The 20,110-nt window shown below is 32.1% G+C and carries 16 protein-coding genes; 2 read left to right on the top strand and 14 right to left on the bottom strand.

The annotated features are described in order from the left end of the window. Window positions 1–351 precede the first annotated feature (351 nt). From EHE19_RS07845 to EHE19_RS07805, 9 genes are all read right to left on the bottom strand, one after another. Window positions 352–849, bottom strand: coding sequence for a copper amine oxidase N-terminal domain-containing protein (locus tag EHE19_RS07845; protein WP_137696465.1), 498 nt, complete (start codon window positions 847–849; stop codon window positions 352–354). Between the two features lie 388 nt (window positions 850–1,237). Further along, window positions 1,238–1,867 carry a chloramphenicol acetyltransferase gene (locus EHE19_RS07840; protein ID WP_137696466.1) on the bottom strand — a complete coding sequence of 210 codons (630 nt, stop codon included), beginning with the start codon at window positions 1,865–1,867 and terminating at the stop codon, window positions 1,238–1,240. Between the two features lie 57 nt (window positions 1,868–1,924). Further along, entirely contained in the window at window positions 1,925–2,614 is a 690-nt protein-coding gene (locus EHE19_RS07835) for a hypothetical protein (RefSeq protein ID WP_137696467.1), read from the bottom strand. A 228-nt stretch (window positions 2,615–2,842) separates the two neighbouring features. After that, window positions 2,843–3,175, bottom strand: a complete 333-nt coding sequence (gene cutA, locus EHE19_RS07830; protein WP_137696468.1) for a divalent cation tolerance protein CutA — start codon at window positions 3,173–3,175, stop codon at window positions 2,843–2,845. 59 nt (window positions 3,176–3,234) lie between these two features. Further along, window positions 3,235–3,408, bottom strand: a complete 174-nt coding sequence (locus EHE19_RS07825) for a hypothetical protein (protein ID WP_171003499.1) — start codon at window positions 3,406–3,408, stop codon at window positions 3,235–3,237. A 581-nt stretch (window positions 3,409–3,989) separates the two neighbouring features. Beyond that, window positions 3,990–4,637 carry a hypothetical protein gene (locus EHE19_RS07820; protein ID WP_137696469.1) on the bottom strand — a complete coding sequence of 216 codons (648 nt, stop codon included), beginning with the start codon at window positions 4,635–4,637 and terminating at the stop codon, window positions 3,990–3,992. 52 nt (window positions 4,638–4,689) lie between these two features. Further along, window positions 4,690–4,908 (bottom strand): hypothetical protein, encoded by a 219-nt coding sequence (locus tag EHE19_RS07815; RefSeq protein WP_137696470.1) that lies wholly within the window; start codon window positions 4,906–4,908, stop codon window positions 4,690–4,692. Window positions 4,909–5,559: 651 nt separating this feature from the next. Next, entirely contained in the window at window positions 5,560–7,131 is a 1,572-nt protein-coding gene (locus EHE19_RS07810) for a recombinase family protein (protein WP_137696471.1), read from the bottom strand. Between the two features lie 845 nt (window positions 7,132–7,976). Further along, a complete protein-coding gene (locus EHE19_RS07805) occupies window positions 7,977–9,179 on the bottom strand; it encodes an MFS transporter (protein WP_137696472.1) in 1,203 nt (400 codons plus the stop codon). 733 nt (window positions 9,180–9,912) lie between these two features. Here EHE19_RS07805 and EHE19_RS19730 point away from each other — a divergent pair. Then, entirely contained in the window at window positions 9,913–11,475 is a 1,563-nt protein-coding gene (locus tag EHE19_RS19730; protein WP_137696473.1) for a pectinesterase family protein, read from the top strand. Between the two features lie 114 nt (window positions 11,476–11,589). Here the strand turns inward: EHE19_RS19730 and EHE19_RS07795 are convergent, their stop codons facing one another. Next, window positions 11,590–14,877, bottom strand: coding sequence for a tetratricopeptide repeat protein (locus EHE19_RS07795; protein WP_137696474.1), 3,288 nt, complete (start codon window positions 14,875–14,877; stop codon window positions 11,590–11,592). A 246-nt stretch (window positions 14,878–15,123) separates the two neighbouring features. Here EHE19_RS07795 and EHE19_RS07790 point away from each other — a divergent pair, with 246 nt between their 5' ends. Next, window positions 15,124–15,306 carry an RNA polymerase sigma factor gene (locus tag EHE19_RS07790; RefSeq protein WP_137696475.1) on the top strand — a complete coding sequence of 61 codons (183 nt, stop codon included), beginning with the start codon at window positions 15,124–15,126 and terminating at the stop codon, window positions 15,304–15,306. 434 nt (window positions 15,307–15,740) lie between these two features. Here the strand turns inward: EHE19_RS07790 and EHE19_RS07785 are convergent, their stop codons facing one another. The 4 genes from EHE19_RS07785 to EHE19_RS07770 form a co-directional block, all read right to left on the bottom strand. Then, complete coding sequence (locus EHE19_RS07785; protein WP_280513974.1) at window positions 15,741–16,313, bottom strand: 5-formyltetrahydrofolate cyclo-ligase; 573 nt, start codon at window positions 16,311–16,313, stop codon at window positions 15,741–15,743. 217 nt (window positions 16,314–16,530) lie between these two features. Continuing rightward, window positions 16,531–17,358, bottom strand: coding sequence for an MFS transporter (locus EHE19_RS07780; RefSeq protein ID WP_137696477.1), 828 nt, complete (start codon window positions 17,356–17,358; stop codon window positions 16,531–16,533). Window positions 17,359–17,692: 334 nt separating this feature from the next. Further along, window positions 17,693–17,983, bottom strand: coding sequence for a hypothetical protein (locus EHE19_RS07775; RefSeq protein WP_137696478.1), 291 nt, complete (start codon window positions 17,981–17,983; stop codon window positions 17,693–17,695). Between the two features lie 766 nt (window positions 17,984–18,749). Continuing rightward, window positions 18,750–20,060 carry an amidohydrolase gene (locus tag EHE19_RS07770; RefSeq protein WP_137696479.1) on the bottom strand — a complete coding sequence of 437 codons (1,311 nt, stop codon included), beginning with the start codon at window positions 20,058–20,060 and terminating at the stop codon, window positions 18,750–18,752. Between the last annotated feature and the right edge of the window lie 50 nt (window positions 20,061–20,110).

Below are 20,110 nucleotides of genomic sequence, written 5' to 3'. Positions count from 1 at the left end.
TAATATTATTTAGTTTGATTAGCCCTGTAATGTGCAGAGAAAATTTTGGTCTTTTAACATTAACTTAAATCTCCGCATAATTCTTACTTATATTCATATAAGCTAACTACTTAAGCTTTAATAATACATCTCAAAAAATATATTTCTCTTTTCTTAATAATGATTTCTATAGCTTCTAATGAAATTCAGTTTCTCATCCTCAAAAATCAACTATTTTCAGCTTAAACCTCTTTTAGTTTAAGAGGAAATTAAACTTACTTTTATAATAGCTTAAAACTTTATTCACCCAAAAAAGAAGGCAATAATGGTAACTGATTTTAGTTAAAATCTTTATTTAACTAAAAATAAAAGCTAATTTAATTGCATTTCCCATGGTGGTGGTATTGTAGGCATTGTATCTGGAGTTTTCGCTGTATATTCGATATTAACTGTTCTTGTCTTACCATCCCATGTAACCTTCGCACCAAAATTTTCATAAATAAACCTTAGTGGTATATATGCCCTTCCCCCGTAAATTTCTGGTTTGCATTCCATCTTAACTTCCAAGCCATTGACCAAGGCACAGTCTTGTCCAATTTTTAAATAAATATTTGTGTTCCTATTTTCTGTTTGCCGTTTAACAATTATTGACTTTGTTGTCGCGTACCATTCTACCGTAGTTCCCATCTCCCTTTCTAAATCTATAGCCTTTATAAGTATTCTGCCATTTACTATCATTGTGTTGGTCTCTAAAAGCTGCATATTGCCCTCAATTTTAATATTAATATTTTCTTGAGAGGCAGCAAATGATGGAATACCATTTAATAAAATAGAAAAGCTTAAAATAATGCAAAATAAACTTCTTAGCATTGCTGATAAGTACTCCTTTTACTTGTTTAAAATTTCTTCTGAAACTGTCTATTATAAAGTGAAATGTTTTATAAGAATAATTAATTGAAATTATCGAATCTATGTTGTTAGATTCCTATATAGAATTTTGTAAAATAAGAAACATAACATAAATATGACAGGTTTTTTAACACAAAAATATTATACCATCCATTTTTGTAAATTTAAAGTATTTTTTATTATTTTATGAAATTATTTTATTCTCATTTGATAATGCTATCATACCTGTTATTATTAAGCTTTAAGCAGTAAATTCTACTGCTAGGTTTAGATAATAAATAATATTTGTACCAATAACTAGTATTCGTATTCATATATGTATTTACTTAAATATGAAGTGACACTTCGATTACATGCTATCAATATGTTTTTGCAATTTATCAAAATATTCTCCAACATGCACCCCATCAACCAATGCATGATTAACCTGTACAGAGAATGGCAATAAAACACGGTTATTCTCCGAAAAATACTTACCCCAAGAAATCCTCGGTACTGAATCGTTTTTGTTAAGTGAAAAAGTATGTGATATATGTGTAAACGAAATCCACGGAATGCAAGTGATATATACAAAGTCATCCCTTCCCGCAGTTTCATTTAGTGGGAAATAATCTCTTTGGCATTGGGATTTTTCTTTTGCATATTTAACAAATTCGAAAATATCATCCTTCATATCTACTGTTACTAATTTAAACAAATCATCATCTTTTCCATTCAATTCAGTAAACGAAGGATTCAATTTGTCATGCATAACCACTTTACCATCTCTTATTCTATAACGGAAATTGACTATTTCATTTGCAACATAAGTGGATGCATGAATCATAGCATAGTAAAATGAAATCTGCTTATCCCTAACAAAATTAAGAAAATTGGTTATATCAATATTAGCACAAATATTGTATTGAGCATAATCTGACCTATAAAAAAAGTCAAAGTGCTCTTTTCTTTTCCAGTTGTCAATATCTATATACTTCAAATTCTTTTCACTCCATTTATTTTGATTGATTCTAACTATAAGTCATATACAAAATGTCTACTCTTCTCTTCTTTCTCCCAAATACAGGCCTTTTTTACTTAATTGCTCTATCATTTCATATATATCTATTCCATTTACTTTAATTGTCATACGACTCCCAGGTGATTCTTCTGAGAAATTATTCCAAATAGTTTTCACTCTATGTACCTGTGGAATATTATACTTTTTTAAAACATCAATATATTTTTCTGTTTCATTTGTAAAAATGGTAAAGATTTTGTATGGACCAACATATACTTCGTCAGTACAAATATGTGAACCAAATCCAAAACTAATGACTCCATCATTAACCAATAATTTATTATATTGATTATACAACGCAAAAAATGCTGTTGATTCTAGCCCATCAAGATAGAAAACATCAATATGCATAGGATCAGTGTCTGACTTTCTTAATTGCTTTTCTATATTTTGGTTTGTACCATGTTCAAGCATTAAAAAACCAGGAGTTCTAACTCTAGCACACAACTCCCTAAATACACTGTCTATATTCTCAGCACTTACATTTATGGTTATTCTGAATATATTTTCATACTCTTCTATAGCATATTCTTCGTTTATCCCATCTAAATTTGAGACATGAACACCTTCTACTAGATTAAAGCCATCTTTTAAAAATTCTCCTTTACTTGTTTGAAATATTTTGAATTCCTGTGGTACATTTATACATCTTTCACGTTTACTCATTTTATACATTATACAATAATTATAAAGCAGAAATAATCTTTATTTTAAAGGTATTCAGCTTTCATACAAAATTTAGAATCCCCTGACTGCTAAAATTAAACAAATCACCACTACGAACTGGTTATTTACTTCGACTAAATCAACCTTCCACGTGTTCAGCAGCATATCCAGCTAGCAGTCTCAAATTCCTTAATATAATTTACTCATGCTAATTGTCTCAGTTCAAAACTAATAGCTGGTCCTATATAACTGAATAACATTTATAACTGGAACCTCATAGGGATGAACTTTCTTAATGGCTTCCACTGTAACATCAATTTTTTCACGCAGGCAAGTAACTTCTACTTTTAACTCTGTTTCTGAACATAGTTCATTTGCCTCACCTATATATGGGCTGCTCCCTGAAAGAGGCCTCCAATAGCTATTAACCTTGCTGTAGGATAAACAGCTGTCATAGTTTCCAATGTGCCCTGCATCCACACTTTGTAAGGCTTTTTGCAGCTGGGGAAAGTGGCTTTCTGGTATAAATATTTCAATTTTGCAGTATATAAATTCATTCATAGCAATTTCTCCTCAAAAAATATGTTAACTAAAACTCAAAGAATATAAATTTTATTCATCTAAGCTGGTCTAGTCTTTGTTGCTGCTTCTATTGCTTTTTCATGCAACCAGTTTCTAAAATATATATCTGATAATACAATCCAACTCTGCGCATTTTTAGGCTTAAGACTTTTTATTTTATCCGTTTTTTTATTTACTTTTTTCAAAATATACTGTTTTATATTTTTGCTCATAAAAATCACCTTTATTTTTACTTCACTAAAATTTAAAAGCTTATATAATAGTCTTAATTTCCACTCCCACTTTCAAAGCAACTCTACGATTAAAATTAGCTTCCCACACTCCAACCTCTATCTCTCCGCTATTCCCTCAATTTGCTTCTAATTATAGCATCATTTAACTTATTTATATAGCTTCTCCAAAATAAAAATAACTGTAGAATAAAATACAAAATGCATAAAATTCTACAGTCATCTTTTAATATATTTCTTTTTCCAGACACATCATTGTTCCAGTCATACTGCTAGTTAGCAGCCTCTCCTGAACACATCCCGCAATTAATTATTGTGGTTTTCAATGATAAAAACCACCTTTATATATCATTATAATTACACATCACCAAAGTATATACGATTTCACAAAATACGCTGTACAGACGCTTGGTTCCATGTAGTTATGGGAATGTCTGAATTTTTGAAGACGGCGAAGGATATCCTTTCTCATTTAGAATATTGGCAATTGCAGCATAGCCGTAGTCTTATTATCAATCTGACATTTTACATTTCTATCTACTAATAGATTTCATTTTATTTCTTTATGGTCCTGGATCTGGACCAACAAAAACAATTTCATCTCCAATCATATAAAAATTATAAATCCGATCATTTTTATAATTGGAATCATTAAGAATAGCTTCCCTTTTTTGTATGGTATTTTCATATCCCTGATATGAGAATATCGTACTTAGTCCACCTTTGTACTCTTCATATTTTTCTTCAGAATTTATGAAATACCCTTTCCCAGAGTCTGAACCTGGACCGTCCCATTTTGGATTGACCGCCATTTTGTCGATAGTAAAAATAAAATATGTTTCTTCTCCAATATCTTCTACACGTATTCCCTTCAATCTTCCAGGGAATATGTCAACCTTACCGTTTTCAGTGAAAATTTTGTGGAGAAGCAAGTCTGCAGTATAGTTGTTTAACAACGGTGAGATACTGGATTCTTTAAGGACTTTCTCAAGATATTCATTCCTAGATTTCAAAGAATAATTCTCAGAAACTAGTTGTTCATTTTCATTCTTTAGTTTATTATTTTCTATCAGCAATTCAGAGTGATTTGTAGTTGTAGTAATGTTAGAGGTACTCACTGGAGCAGCGTTGTCTCCAGAACTAGAACAAGAAACTATAATAAATGGAACAGATAGACTGACTACCAATGATATAAGCTTTATTCTCTTCATAATTTTACACTTACCTCCTATCTTCTAAGTTTTATATTAATCTTAAATATTACTAATTCCAACCGTATCGTCTAGCATGAACATATCCATAAAGATTTGCTTCTTCAACAAAAAATCCTGCAGCAACTGTTTTGTCAGCATGATCGCTGCCTCCGCCTCGATATCTATAGGTTGTAGTAGCTTCATATATATTATAGTATAATTCTCCAGCAATATTGACGCTACTATAAAATATAAAAACATGATCACCCGAACTATTATAGATATACATACACCGAGGGGCATATGATGTGGAACTTACCATCCTGTTGCTTTTACATGTTTTTGTGTCTTGTGCTTAAATATTGTTTTTCATTTACTTTAAATTCTGAATTTGTTTGCATTTACGTCACTCTTTGAAATCTAGTATATTTTATAAGTAAATATAAATAAAACAACATGTTCTATTTAGATCGTAACGAATATGTTCTGAATATGAGAAATTTTACTTATCACTAATCCTCTGTGCTAAATTATTTCACTTACAATATTACAAATTACTGATAACATTACTAAACATAAATATGTACTCTCATAAAAGAAGCACTACTGCTAATAATAATTATATTCTTTACAGTTAAAATAATCCATATATAATCAGGTACATATAATTTATATATTAACCAATCAAAAAGTGCCTCGAAATATATTGAGACACCTTTCAATGCAAAAATTTAATTAAATTGTAATTTTTCTTCATCAACAATATTTATATTCTTTATTCCTAACCATAAAAGCGCTATCACCCAGTTTCGCTTCAACATAGGAAGTCTTTTTAATATAATGGCTTGAGTGCAATATCTATTTTTTATATTCCTCAAATACTGTTTTTACCGCTATTTGAGTTTAAATAAATTTTTATAATTTCTATGAAGCCTTCCCCCTACAAATCCCTCCAATTATTAAAATTATATTCAATTACAATTAAACCATTACCTCCATTATCATTTACAGCTGTTCCTAGTGATTCAATGTTGTCGTTGCTGTCATAAACTATAATTCTATTAACCATTAAATCAATAATGCTTTTGTTTATTCCTTGATTTCTAATTTTTTTTATAAAATTATCAATAACCTGCATCTTATCAAGCTGGTTATTTTGCTCTGCTCTAAGCCTTTCCAGTTCTTGATTAAGCATATTGATTCTAGATTCTATCACTGGGTTCATTCTTGCAAAAAGCTGCTCGGATATTTTTCCTTCAAGCCTATCGCTATATAGTATGTCTTGCTGTTTTTGCTTAACTACAATTTGCTGCTCAACCTTTTGCAGCTTTTCCTTAATTTGCTGCTCCTGCTCATTAAAATCATCACAATTCAAGCAAAAGCTATCAATAAGAGTTCTGTTTGTAAGCATATCCAGCAATTCCTTATTAATCACATCTACTATTGTCTGTTCAGAAACATAATGACTAGAGCAACTCTTACACCCATTTTTAGCATAAGAACTGCATATATAGCCAGTTGGTCTGTCTTTGCGCACTCTAACATACATTGCTTTACCGCATTTACCACAGAATATTAAATTACTCAAAAAATGTGATGTATTTCTGTTATAGCCCTGATTTGAACGCTTTTTCGCCCTTATTCTCTGAACCTCTTCAAAATCAACATTATTAACTATTGGCTCATGGGTGTTGGTTGTAATTATCCATTTTTCAAAAGGCAGACGTCTGGTTTTTTTATTTTTGAAGCTTATCTTTTCACTTACCCCCTGTACCGTATCTCCAATATATACACGATTGCACAAAATACGCTGTACTGCCACTTGGTTCCATGGAGTTATGGGAATGTCTGAATTTTTTGAGGAAGGGGAAGGATACCCTTTCTCATTCAAAATATTGGCAATTGCAGCATATCCATAGCCCTTTTTGTATAGACTGAATATTTCTTTAACAACAGGGGCTGTTCTATTATCAACTACAAGCTTGTTTTTCTCATTTATTGACTTAACATAACCATATGGAGCATTACCTATGTACTCACCCTGCTCTATTTTAAATCTGAGATTTGCCCTTATTTTTTTAGAAATATCTCGCACGTAGCGTTCATTAAACCACGTGTCAATTCCCACAGTTTCATTATCTCTAATGCTGTCATATCTTCCATCTGATGTTATCACACGAACTCCATATTCCTCTAAAAAGTCCAGAAATAAAAGGGTTTTTGCATTGTTTCTTCCCAATCTTGATAAATCCTTCAAAACAATGAGATTAATATTACAAGCTAATACGTCCTTTTTAAGTTCATCAAGCGCTGGTCTTTCAAAGCCTGCACCAGAAACATTATCATCCACATATGTTTTATAAATAGTCCCAAGTTTATTTCTTGCAATAAAATCTATTAGCAGTCTTTTTTGGGTTTCAATTGTTTCTAAATTTTCATCATTTTCGTCCCTGCTCTGTCTCACATATATACCAATATGATAATTAATCTCAGGTTTATTAAACCCTAACATAGTAACTGCTACCTCCTTATTTATTCCGATAAATATAGCTGTTAAAGAATAAAGTATTTAATTTTAGGTCGCTTTTTCAGTTAAATCAGAAAATTATTTTCCAAGCCGGTAACCGCTCGCTTCCTTTTAGTTAGTAAATAGCAGCTACAAGCATTGGACAAATTTCTAGCTAATCTTCAAAACTTATCAACTCAACTTTTTCAAAAGAATTATAGGTTTTGAAGGCCTTATCAAATGAGAAGTCGAATATTTTAATATAGGGTTAGTTTACTTTGTATAAAACCATTGATAACTTGAGCATGGATATGCTTTTTCATTAGGAAAGTTGAAATGGATATAATATATAAGTTTATTAAATTTTAAGTGTTATTATCTGGTAAAGTAAATCTTTTACGTTTATTTTTCCTTTATAAATGTTATAAATTTTGATGGGTTTAAGCTTTGCCATTAGTCAGGCCTCTCTTCATTGCTCAATATAAATATTGAGAATTATAAGTCCTATTTAATTATATTCATAAAGATTAGATATTAAAATTTGTCCATTGAATTAAAGTTTGATATGTACTCTGAATAGTCAATGTGCCTTGCATATTCCTTTGTTTAATCAGCATTGCCGTTTTCTAAAGTTTTTGATTTATGTTATAACCTTCCTTTACAGAGTCAGACAAAAAGCAACCATTGATTGTGTACTTTGGCATTGATTCTATAAATAAAAAAACACTACCATTTAAACTTTTTAAACTTTGGTAGAGTTTTTTTATTTATAGAAAAATCTAATAAAAAAATTCTATAAACTCAAATAGAAAAAATCCAAATTATATCAGATTAGAACTAAATATATTAACTTATTCGTTTACATGTCCAATGTCTTTAAATACTTTAAACTTATTAGCAGCTATAAATATTACCATTGATAATACAGTAAAAATAAATATTGTAAATGCTATGCCTGAAACATAATTAGGCCATCGCAAAGAACCAATAAACATTCCTAAACTCCCAAGAATGGTGAAGCCAAAGTTCATTACTGCTGATGAAGCACCAACGTTTTGATTTTGTACGTTTAACAGCAAGTCCGCAGTATATGGTCTAATATATGTTGTCGTCACAGCAAATGGGATATAGCTTAATAAGAATAATACAGGGCTAATTTGTCCGATTGTTAATAAAAGAATCCCCACTAATGTTGTAATACTAAAGCAAATCCATAAAACTTTTTTGAATGGTTTTTTACCAAAGCGACCATAAAGTAACGGGCCAACCACTGTAAAGGCAGACGTTATAGCAAAATAAACACTAAACATTGTTTCAGATGTATGAAATCCATTCACATATACATATGAAGCAACAGCTAAATACGCCATGTAAGGAGCTGTTAAGAATCCTCCTACTAACAATATATTTGTAAAAACAGAGTTTTTGACAACCTTTGATAACCCCAATATTGAATGAATTATGCTTTCTTTAACACGTTGCTCTGCAGGCAATGTTTCATCTAACAGCAGCACAATTAAAAGCGTTATTGCGTTCAATACGGCTAAAGCAATGAACGTCATGCGCCAATCTGAAACTTTTAAAATAAGCGCACCTAAAATTGGTGCTGCCATTGGAGCAATAAAAGCCAATGCTTGAGTAATAGAAAGCACTTTTCCTATTTCTGAGCCTTCAAAACTGTCTTTAATTAGCGCTGTTCCGATCGCTAACATTCCACCCGCACTGAATGCTTGGATGGCACGTACGATAATTAAAAATATAATTGTCGGTGAAAATGCACAAGTAGTACTACAAATAAGTGTTAAAATGGTACTCCATACTAGAATAGGTTTTCGACCATATTTATCACTTATAGGACCTAAAACTAATGTGCCAAAAGCCATAAAAATAAAGAAAATGGTCATTGTCCAGCTAGTAATGGAAGTTGTCGTATTAAAATACGTCACTAACTCTGGCAATGCTGGCATATACAAATCCGTTGAAAGAGGCGGAATCATTGATAATAAAGTAATCAATAAAATTAGCCCACCTTTTTTTAATTTACGCTGTTTCATTTTCTACCCCTAATAACATTATTTTAAGTAATTACATAGCTAGCTTAAAGATATTTAAAAGCATTTTCTATCATTCGCTTCCTCCATATTTTAACAAAACATATAGCAAACTATGTATTTTATCAATGATTATATGATAATACACCCTTTAAACACAAGTAAATAATTACTAAAATATACAGCCGTTGTGTGAGAATGTATTAGAAAAGAACGCTAGCTGAGAAGGCTAATCAAATTAGCGTAAGTTTCATAGGTAATAGTCAATAGTATGGGAACTTGCAAATATTGCCGTATAATGGATAAATATGTTATACTTACTTTATATAAGAATATTAGTTAATAAGAACTGTAGTCGTAAAAACGTAATAAACTGCATAACTTTTTCACTTCTTAATCAATTCTTTAACTTGGCAGTATAAGCGTATAAACCAAAAGAATGAGGAAGTTAAACAAGCAAGAAATTTGAAATATCTTTCTTCGTATAGAAAATAATGAATACAACACTCTTTCGAAAAAATAAAAACTACAAAAAACAAGTGTTATCTTATTTAAGGAGGAATCATAGCAATGAAGATAAAACATCTCGTGGTAGTGCTTGAGACTCTAAAGTGTACAATGTAAATTACCAACTATACTTTTGGATTATTTCTGCAATAAACCATTTATTAATTTGAACACCTATAAAATTGAGGTATATGAAAATTGATTTAATAACAAGGAGGTTTGCTTTTTTATGAACATAATGAAAAAATTATCTATGGGTTTAGTAATTGGAATGCTATTTATGGCTTTTGCAGGTTCTTCGTCAGTAAACGCTGCATCAACTTTGGTGGTGGCTAAGGATGGGAGCGGAAGCTATAAAACTGTTCAAGCAGCCATTAATGCAGCTAAAAGCGGTGATACTATCATTATTAAAGATGGTACATATTCAGAGCAAATCACAGTAAAAACGGCAAACATAACCATGGTGGGACAAAGCCGTGCAAACACAATAATTACTGCCGGAAAGAATCAGGAAGCAACAGGAGACCCTGCTACAGCTGCAACAGCAAATATCAGTGCATCTGGTTTCCGCGCTGAAAATATAACTTTTGTGAATAGCTTTGATAGAGCATCCACAGCATCAAATCAGGATCAAGCACAGGCATTATATGCAAATGGTGAGCAGCAGGTATATATAAACTGTGCTTTCAAAGGTCATCAGGATACAATGTATAACAAAAGCGGAAGACAATATTTTAAAAATTGTTATATTGCTGGTGATGTAGATTTTATATATGGTGGAGCAACAGTTATACTTGACAGCTGTGAGATTTATTCCATTTCAAGAAACAGTTCGTCAAATAATGGTTATATTTGTGCTCCTTCTACTCCCAGCGGCAAGTTAGGTTACTTGTTTTACAAATGTAATCTCACCAGTAATTGTCCTCCCAAGACTGTAAAATTAGGAAGGGCATGGAACAACGCCCCACAGGTTCTTTTTAGGGAATGTTACATGGGAGCTCATATAAGCGATGACGCATGGGGAACTATTAACGGTCTGGATCCCGCAAAATGCGATATGTTTGAATACAAGAATACAGGTCCGGGTGCAAACCCCAATAGAAGGCAATTAGCTCCCTCACAGGAATCAAACTATACGGTTGCAAAATATCTTGGCGGGTGGAATCCAGATATAACGGAAACTCCTATAACGAAAAGTGCTTTTAATAAATTAGAGGTAGAGAACTATGACTCTACTAATTCTTCAACAATTGTAACAATAGGCACTGCTAACAATGGAAAAGGTCTGGGCAGTATTTCTGCCGGTGACTATCTGGTATTTAAAAATATAGACTTTAAAAGCGAAGCAGCATCATTTAAGTCTCTTGTTGCAACTACAGGTACCCCAAATATTGAATTAAGATTAAATAGTCCAACCGGCACCCTGATAGGTACATTAAAAGTAGCTTCAACAGGTGGCTGGAATGAATATAAGGAGCAAGCTTGCAGCATTAATACAGTTACAGGAGTAAATGATTTATACCTTGTGTTTACTGGTGCTGTAAATATTGACTGGTTTACATTTTCTACAGAAAAAATTACACCTTCAGCGGGAACACTAGGTGATTTAAATGGTGATGAAAAAGTGGATGCCATAGACTTTGCACTGTTAAAAAGTCATATGCTCGGCATAACTACACTTACAGGAACTAATTATACAAACGCTGATGTGAACATAGACGGAGAAGTTAATGCTATTGACTATGCTATTATGAAACAATATTTATTAAATATTATTTCTTCATTTAATTAATTGTACAACTACTCGTAATACACATAGATAGTTTGTGGAAAAGGACTACCCTAGATGTTCAGCATTCGGAGTGCTGAACATTTAAGGTAGTTCTTATTTCACAGAAGTAACATATTAAGACACTTCTAAATTTAAATCATTTACATGTTTAATAAACCATTCTTCAAAATCATCTTCCCGCCCTCCAGACTCCGTATATGCTGTGTACATATTATTAAAAGTTGCCTCAATATAGGGATGCTGCTGCCCCACACGCATCATAAGAATGTAAAAAGCCATAAAATACAACTCCAGTGCATTGGTGTAATTTCCTTGAGCGTGATAAACTCCTGCTATATTGTTATAGGTGCTGGCTGTAGATGGATGTTCCTTTCCCAACACCTTTTCACGGATATCCAATGCCTTTTGGTACAATTCAAGTGCCTTGCCATATTCTCCTTGAGCTTGATAAACTACTGCTATATTGTTATAGGTGGTGGCTGTATCTGGATGTCCCATTCCCAACACCTTTTCACGGATAGCTAAAGCCTTTTTGTACCATCCAAGTGCCTTGCCATATTCTCCTTGAGCTCTATAAACTACTGCTATATTGTTATAGGTGGTGGCTGTATCTGGATGTTCCTTTCCCAATACCTTTTCACATATATACAAAGCCTTTTGGTACCATTCAATTGCCTTGCCATATTCTCCTTGAGCCTCATAAACTCCTGCTATATTGTTATAGGTGCTGGCTGTAGATGGATGTTCCTTTCCCAACACCTTTTCACGGATATCCAATGCCTTTTGGTACAATTCAAGTGCCTTGCCATATTCTCCTTGAGCTTGATAAACTACTGCTATATTGTTATAGGTGGTGGCTGTATCTGGATGTCCCATTCCCAACACCTTTTCACGGATAGCTAAAGCCTTTTTGTACCATCCAAGTGCCTTGCCATATTCTCCTTGAGCTCTATAAACTACTGCTATATTGTTATAGGTGGTGGCTGTATCTGGATGTTCCTTTCCCAATACCTTTTCACATATATACAAAGCCTTTTGGTACCATTCAATTGCCTTGCCATATTCTCCTTGAGCCTCATAAACTCCTGCTATATTGTTATAGGTGGTGGCTGTATCTGGATGTTCCTTTCCCAATACCTTTTCACATATATACAAAGCCTTTTGGTACCATTCAAGTGCCTTACAATATTCTCCTTGAACGTCATAAATTCCTGCTATATTGTTATAGGTGGTGGCTGCATATGGATGTTCCTTTCCCAACATATTTTCACGGATATCCAATGCCTTTTGGTACAATTCAAGTGCCTTGCCATATTCTCCTTGAGCTCTATAAACTCCTGCTATATTGTTATAGGTGGTGGCTGTAGATGGATGTTCCTTTCCCAATACCTTTTCACATATATACAAAGCCTTTTGGTACCATTCAATTGCCTTGCCATATTCTCCTTGAGCCTCATAAACTCCTGCTATATTGTTATAGGTGGTGGCTGTATCTGGATGTTCCTTTCCCAACACCTTTTCAAAGATAGCCAAATCCTTATTGTACCATTCAAGTGCTTTGCTATATTCTCCTTGGTGATGGTATATATATCCTATCTTACCTGCAAAAAGTCCAAAGATAATATTACTGTTATTATATAATCTTGCATAAATTTCTTCTGCAAACGGCAAAAATGCTGTAACTTTTGTAAATACTTCTGTTTCTGCAAACGTAAGACTATTTATACATGCATTTATAAGTTTCAAGTGATTTTCTGTTTTTGGCTGCTGCATCGTTAATATTGTTTCTGCAATTATCGGATGCATTGAATACAACTTACCACTTCTTTGAAGCCATCCCTTTTGGTACAGGATATTGAAAATTTCATCGTCTTCAGTTAAAGCAGCATCATCATTCAGCCACTGGTTGCAGATATCTGCTGAAAGAGGTAATGGCGGGAATACTGAAAATCCTTCAAGTACATTAACTTCTGACTCTGATAATCCAGCTAGATTGAACAGCTTTTCATATTCCTTTTGTATTGTTGTTTTTTGGCCATCAGAAATATAAGAAAGATTAAAATGGCTTTCCTCCAATTTCCCGCATAAGTCATGAATAGACCAGGCTTTATTATTTGCCATATGCGCTAGTAATTCTACTGTTTTTGTATGTCTTGCCGCCAGTTTGCCAAGTATGTATTCAAGTTCCTCTAAATCCTCTTGCGGTACATTTCCATATATCTGCTCAAACATTTCAATACACTGCTCAAGTTCCATTTCATCAATTTTGTAGGTTTTAAAGCGGTCAATTACTGTTTTCCTAGAAGTAAGTATAATTGCACTAGTAATTTCATAGAGTTTTTTAAGGCTTTCGTCTGTATCAGGTGTATTTGTAACATTGTCAATAAAAATTAGCACTCTTTTTTCTGCTGAAATATCTCTTAAGATTTTCCATGCAGTTTCTATATCCTTTTCCATTTTACCTGTTTTATAAAAATTGATGTTATTATAAAGAGTGACATCCATTGACGTTGTGTAATCAAAATATCCTATATGGTCTATATCAATTGGTTCATGTCTTTTATGGCAATCAACATATTCACGGAAAATATAACGGCATAGATGGGTCTTCCCTATACCTCCCATTCCACTTACCAATATAAGCTTCTGCTTTGTGCGTATGAATTCCTTTAAATTCCTAATTTCATCTTCACGCCCTACAAAGTATTCTGTCGGTGTTGTGTCAGCATTTACTGTTAAGATAAAATTAGGCTCGAAAAGATTTATTTCACGCTTTACTTCTATTATATCGTCTTTAATCTGCACAAGCTCTTTGCTATGCTGTTGAAGCTTTATATCATGCTGTTGAAGTTCTATTTCATGCTTTGAAATTTGTGTTCTGTATTGCTGAAGATCACATATAATTTTTTCAATACTTGTAATTTGAACTAATTCTCGTAGCTCCGAATGTTTCAAAATTTCAGCAAGAAATGAATTGTAGAAAGTATCAGCAATACTGAGACTATCTTCTTTGCTAAAATACTTCTCTCCCCATATTTTTTCATCTTCTATTACCATTTCTATTTTATTTTTTATTGCATCAAGCGTGATCATATCATTATTAAGATCAGATAATTCAAGTTTCAACCTATCACTAATTGAACTAACCAATTCTCTATGATTACCTACGGAAAGGCACTTATTCGTTTCTTTAACAGTGCTGAGTATAGCCTTGTTCAGCTGTTCTTTCCGTGCCTGGTCTATGTTGCTGTCCAGTACACCTTTATCATCCAGAATTTTATAAATATACTCTAGTAAAATAGCAGCCAACTCAATTGCTGGATAGCTTGAAATAACTCCTGCAATGGTTAACGTCACTTTAGTTAATTCAGTTATAGTTTCTGTGATTTTTTTCTTTTCCATGGTAATTACCTCGCTGGAACTGTGATTATTTTAACTACAAGAATTATCGTATTATGTATATGTAAGAAAATAATAAACTCACTTTAATTCAAAAAATATATAATATAGCACTTTTATGGTAATATATACCTTTAAGTATGTCAAATAAAAAAATCTTAATTTTCAAATACAAAAAACAATGAACCTTATTTATTTTTTTGTCTCTTATATAGGTAAGGAGTTCCAAACTTTAAAAGGAGATATTAAATGGAACATACAGAAATTATAATGAAATGTCAGCAAAACGATACTCACGCATTTGCTGAGTTATATAAATTATATGGTCAAAAGGCTTTCCGAACTGCTTTCTTCATTGCTGGAAATAAGCAAATAGCAGAAGACATTGTTCAAGAAGCTTTTACACAATGCTTTTGCAAATTAATAGCTTAAAAAATCCAGACCTTTTTAATAGTTGGTTTTACAGTATTCTAGTAAGAATTAGGCTGGAGAATAGCTGGTAAAAGCAAAAATATAATGCTAAATGAAAATCCTATCAAGTATTCATATTACATTAACGATTTGGTTAATAATCAAAACAAAAAGTTGATGAGACTAAAAATGAGACAAACTGTAGGTCTTATATAAATATAATTTATTAAAATGGAAGGATATTATATAAAACAACAACTAGCAGAAGATAATATCAAATGGAACATGCAAAAATTATTATGAAATGTCAACAAATCAATATTGAAACATTACTGAGTTTATATAAATTATGTGGCTAGAAGGTTTTCGTACTCCTTTCTTCATTGCTGTAAATAAAAACCACTAATGATATTATATCTCTAGTGGCATTTCTTAAAACTATATGAGCCATATAACTAATAAATAACTCTTTTTTCTGTAACCAACAAATCCAGTGGTACATCATATTCTTCATAAGGTATTTTGTCCAAAACCTGAAAGTCATAGCATATACCTATTTTACAGCATTCCTGTGACACATTACTCAAAAATCTATCATAATAGCCTGCGCCGTATCCCATTCTGTTTTTGTTAACGTCAAATGCGCTGCCCGGTACAATAACAACATCCAGCAATGCAGGCGTTATTATATTGCAATCCAGCAGAGGAGGCTCTAATATTCCATACTTACCAGCCTCTTTAAGTTCATCAAAGCTATTTATTTTCACAGCATACATTCCCCTAGCTTCTTTTGTACTATTCACAACGCTGGGTACACTTACCTGCTTACCCTCAGATAGCCACATTTTTATTAATTCATGGGTATTAACTTCATTGCCAAAGCTTACAAAGCACATAATACTTTTGGCACTTTTTATAATTTCTAGTTGCTTTAATCTATCAGCAACAGCCTCAGACATTTCAATGACTTCATGCTTCTGAAGCCTTTTTCGAATAGCAATGTAATTCTTTCTTACTTCATCCTTCAGAATAATAAAACCTCCATTATTCAGTTGCTACCTCCGCCTCCTATTTGCTCTAACTCGTCCTGCGAAAGATTGTTCTGCCTTAGGATGCAGCGGATTAGCTTTTTGTTTATGTCCTCTATAACTAATTCCCCCCGTCCACTGTCACTCGGATATCGAATAATTTAAGGAAGTGGTAAGGGTTTTCCACTAATAAACCTTGTGTAGTTCAAAAGTTAAATTAATAATATAAGTCTGGCCCAAAAGATATAGCAAGCAAAAACCAAAAAATAGCTGAAATTATAAATGAAATAACAGAAACTGTAATCAAAGCTCCACCATATGACCTTCTATCTGCATCCCTATCATTTGCAATAAAAACCAAACCAAAAATTATACCAACAATTTGCCCAATACCCGGAATTAATACAACTAGGGCTGTTAGCATAACCTTTGTCCAATTGCTTAAACTAGTAACATTTAGTGGGTTGTTGTAGTTTAATAACATTTGTCTTTCTAAAGCACTTATCTGATTATTATAAGCTTGATTTCCCATTGCATTATATGCTTGTGGATTGGCTTCATATCTTCTTCCCATGCCACCATTTAAATAAGTTTCTTTATTAGCAGCGTTATTTGCTCTATAGACAGCTTCTTTGTTTAATATATTGTTGCTATTATAATAAGCCTCATTATTTGAAGCCCTATTATTTAAAACTTCATTATTTAAAACTTCATTATTTAAAACTTCATTATTTGAAACTTCATTATTTGAAACTTCATTATTTGAAACTTCATTATTTAAAGCTTCATTATTTGAAACTCTATTATTTAAAACTTCATAATTATTTAAAGCTTCATTATTTATAGCTTTATTATTTGCTGTATTATGAGAATTTATTGGAGCCTCTTCACTTGTTCTATTTCCATTTAGTTGTGCTTCTGTATTTTCAGAATTACTAAATCCAGCTTCAAGAGTAGAGTTTGCAGAAAATACCTCCGACTCAACAGAATTTATATTATTGTCCTGTGCTAAGCTTTCCTCTTGAATGTTGTTTTGTTCGTCCATGCCTTAACCTCCATTAGCCTCAAATAGACTAAATAATATAATTAAAAGTACCTCCTAATACGCACTTATTTTTATCTGCTCATAATGTTATTTTTATTAATTTACTTAAATCTTATATGCGCTAAATAAACAGTTTTTAAGTTGTTTAAAAAACTTTGTGCCACCAAATAAAAATCAGGAGTAAAACTCTCAAGAGATATTATACCATAACAGTATTAAATATGAATACAACTATTCAAATTACTATCATCATGATAGTTTATATTTTAAAGCTAATGCCAAGTAAATATTCAGCATTTGAAAATACAATAAACAGGCTCCTGCCTTCATTTAATTAAATAGGCAAATAGTATAACTCTAAAAGCCCTTTTATAACATCATCATAGTTTTCTTCTGTTATTCTATGCAAATATCCATTTTCCATATGTATATACATAGTAACATTGTATTTGTCATAATTATCCATTAATGCACTTATCATATCAATAGACTCTAAAGGATTCCAAAATTCATTTGTCCAGCTATTAACCTGCTCATCATTTTTATATTCCTTTTGATAATAACTAGATAAAAATCTTTGTATTTCTCCTTGCAAATTTGACCATAAACTTATACTAACAGACATTAATTTATCCCCCTGGTTTTATTGTTAAAGCTAATTACTTGTTTTGCCATATTCTTTGGTTCGTAGTATCTTCTGTGTCAGACCTTTATATATTAATATATGAGAAAAGACATTTTACTCCAAACTTAACAGCAAAATATACCTATTTTGCATTCAAATCAATGATAATTCTATCACTAATATATTTTTATGCGGGATGCTTTAAATATTTAGTTAATAGAAAAAACATTGTACTATATAAACTGTAACTCATCATAGTATTTAACAAAATTTTGAGTTTTTGCATAATGAAGTTATATTCATCTACTTTAGCATAAAAACTCTATAATAATAATTAGACAAACTCTGAATAATTCCTTTATGTAATTAATGCCATAGAGATAGCTGATTTTGTGTCATTGGAAGCATTCGCTAAACAAAGGTTAAATTTACCTAATAGAAGGGATTAACAAAAAATCATCCACATAGGATTCCACATTCCCGAAATTTATGCTGAAATTGCGGTGAAGAACAAGCACTTCTGCCCACCGTTTAACCAAGGAATTTTGTCTTGATTAATACTCACAGCTGCTTTCTTCCGCTGTGCTGGCTGAAATACTTGCTCTTCACCTACTATTTCTGACTAATCTTATAACTAAGCTTCAAATTATATTATTTTGATGCTTACTATTCTTAATAAAAAATTTGTATACATAAAATATCTTTCAGCAATCACATATACAAAAATTTATTTCATATTATTTTTATTTAAAATAGTTACTTCATTTTAATTTGCTAATAATTTTTTTGATAGTCTATCAACCTCAGACTTTATTTTTTCTTCATCAATGCTTCTGAAAATTCTATTCTGCATAATTATATTTCCATCAATAATAACAGTATCAACGTCTGATGCTTGTGCTGAATAAATAACGGCTGATATTTCATTATTTTTAGGATAGAAATGTGGTTTATCAGTATCAATTAATATTATGTCACCTTTCATTCCCTCTTTAATCAAACCTGAATCTTCAAAGCCAAGTGCTTTGGCACCATTACATGTACCCATTTTTAGCACGTCCTTTGCATTCATCAACTGTGGATTCATTGCAACACCTTTATGTATCAATGCAGCAAGATTCATTTCCTCAAACATATTAAGATTGTTGTTGCTGGCAGCACCATCAGTTCCTAAACACACATTTATTCCCATTTCAAGCATTTTAGGAACTCTTGCAATACCGCTTCCAAGCTTTAGATTGCTTGTAGGATTATGACATACACTTACTCCCATGGCTTTCATTATCTCTAAATCATTGTCAGTCAAATGAACACAATGGGCAGCTAAAACTGGAACATCAAGTACACCTGTTTTTTTGCATATTTCCACAGATGTCATACCATAATCTCTTTGGCTAGATTCAACCTCAGTAGCAGCCTCTAAAAGATGTATATGAATACCTGTATTCAATTGCTTTGCAAGCGCAGCAGCATTTGTTAAAGTTCTTTCATTAAACATGTATGTTGAATGTATTTCAACAAATACTTTTATCCTGCCATCTGCGGTATTATGATATTTATTATAATAATCTATTGTCCCTTGGCTCTTGTCCAGTCTCTTTAGTTCTCCACCTTCAAAAAACTGTACAGGACTCTTACATAAGTTGGCCTTGATACCCGCCTCAGTAACCGCACGTGCAACTTCATCCATAAACATATACATGTCTGCAAACGCAATTATTCCAGACTTAAGCATTTCTGCAATACCCAACATAGTACCCCAATAAACATATTCTTCATTAAGCTTTGCCTCAACAGGGAATATATTATCAAATAACCATGTATCCAAAGCCATATCATCTGCATAATTTCTCATTAATGTCATTGCACTATGACTATGACCATTAACAAGACCTGGCATAGCTAACTTACCTCTTCCGTCCATTTCCTTCTTTGATACAACTTCATTAGGCAAGCTATCCGAAACCAAGCAAATCTTACCATCTTTTATTCCTATATAACCATTTTTAATCACCCTGTCTGAATCATCCAGGGTGATTATATCAATGTTCTTTATCAATAAATCAAATTTGGTCATTCTATCCTCCGCAAACTGTAACTGCCCTATTAGGTCAAAGCTGCAATTAG

The organism is Ruminiclostridium herbifermentans (assembly GCF_005473905.2).
GTDB classification, from domain to species: Bacteria; Bacillota; Clostridia; order Acetivibrionales; family DSM-1351; genus Ruminiclostridium; species Ruminiclostridium herbifermentans.
This window is presented reverse-complemented; position numbering and strand designations above follow the sequence as displayed.